The organism is Pectobacterium sp. CHL-2024 (assembly GCF_044751765.1).
Lineage (GTDB): Bacteria > Pseudomonadota > Gammaproteobacteria > Enterobacterales > Enterobacteriaceae > Pectobacterium > Pectobacterium brasiliense.
This window is the reverse complement of record NZ_JBIXKO010000036.1, coordinates 3357-5118: the sequence shown is the minus strand read 5'-3', so window position 1 is coordinate 5118 and position 1762 is coordinate 3357. Positions and strand designations below refer to the sequence as shown.

1 rRNA gene is annotated in these 1762 nt (G+C 51.7%); it reads left to right on the top strand.

What is annotated here, in order from left to right:
• Nucleotides 1–167: 167 nt before the first annotated feature.
• Nucleotides 168–1709 (top strand): 16S ribosomal RNA (locus tag ACIPUG_RS21295).
• The last annotated feature ends 53 nt before the right edge of the window (nt 1710–1762 follow it).

Genomic DNA, 1762 nt, shown 5'->3' with positions numbered 1-1762 from the left:
GCACTGCTCTTTAACAATTTAATCAGACAATCTGTGTGGGCACTCACAAGACCGTATCTTAACGATATAAAAAGTCTTGAAGAGTGAACAACAGTAAATTCATTACGAATAAACAGTTACTAATTCTTTGAGCATCGCTGACGAGTTCAGCAAATCAAACAAATCTTAAATTGAAGAGTTTGATCATGGCTCAGATTGAACGCTGGCGGCAGGCCTAACACATGCAAGTCGAGCGGTAGCACAGAAGAGCTTGCTCTTTGGGTGACGAGCGGCGGACGGGTGAGTAATGTCTGGGAAACTGCCTGATGGAGGGGGATAACTACTGGAAACGGTAGCTAATACCGCATAACCTCGCAAGAGCAAAGAGGGGGACCTTCGGGCCTCTCGCCATCAGATGTGCCCAGATGGGATTAGCTAGTAGGTGAGGTAATGGCTCACCTAGGCGACGATCCCTAGCTGGTCTGAGAGGATGACCAGCCACACTGGAACTGAGACACGGTCCAGACTCCTACGGGAGGCAGCAGTGGGGAATATTGCACAATGGGCGCAAGCCTGATGCAGCCATGCCGCGTGTGTGAAGAAGGCCTTCGGGTTGTAAAGCACTTTCAGCGGGGAGGAAGGCGGTGAGGTTAATAACCTCATCGATTGACGTTACCCGCAGAAGAAGCACCGGCTAACTCCGTGCCAGCAGCCGCGGTAATACGGAGGGTGCAAGCGTTAATCGGAATGACTGGGCGTAAAGCGCACGCAGGCGGTCTGTTAAGTTGGATGTGAAATCCCCGGGCTTAACCTGGGAACTGCATTCAAAACTGACAGGCTAGAGTCTTGTAGAGGGGGGTAGAATTCCAGGTGTAGCGGTGAAATGCGTAGAGATCTGGAGGAATACCGGTGGCGAAGGCGGCCCCCTGGACAAAGACTGACGCTCAGGTGCGAAAGCGTGGGGAGCAAACAGGATTAGATACCCTGGTAGTCCACGCTGTAAACGATGTCGATTTGGAGGTTGTGCCCTTGAGGCGTGGCTTCCGGAGCTAACGCGTTAAATCGACCGCCTGGGGAGTACGGCCGCAAGGTTAAAACTCAAATGAATTGACGGGGGCCCGCACAAGCGGTGGAGCATGTGGTTTAATTCGATGCAACGCGAAGAACCTTACCTACTCTTGACATCCAGAGAATTTGCTAGAGATAGCTTAGTGCCTTCGGGAACTCTGAGACAGGTGCTGCATGGCTGTCGTCAGCTCGTGTTGTGAAATGTTGGGTTAAGTCCCGCAACGAGCGCAACCCTTATCCTTTGTTGCCAGCGATTCGGTCGGGAACTCAAAGGAGACTGCCGGTGATAAACCGGAGGAAGGTGGGGATGACGTCAAGTCATCATGGCCCTTACGAGTAGGGCTACACACGTGCTACAATGGCGTATACAAAGAGAAGCGACCTCGCGAGAGCAAGCGGACCTCATAAAGTACGTCGTAGTCCGGATTGGAGTCTGCAACTCGACTCCATGAAGTCGGAATCGCTAGTAATCGTAGATCAGAATGCTACGGTGAATACGTTCCCGGGCCTTGTACACACCGCCCGTCACACCATGGGAGTGGGTTGCAAAAGAAGTAGGTAGCTTAACCTTCGGGAGGGCGCTTACCACTTTGTGATTCATGACTGGGGTGAAGTCGTAACAAGGTAACCGTAGGGGAACCTGCGGTTGGATCACCTCCTTACCAAGAAGATGTGTGTTAAGTGAAGTGCTCACACAGATTGTCTGATGAAAATA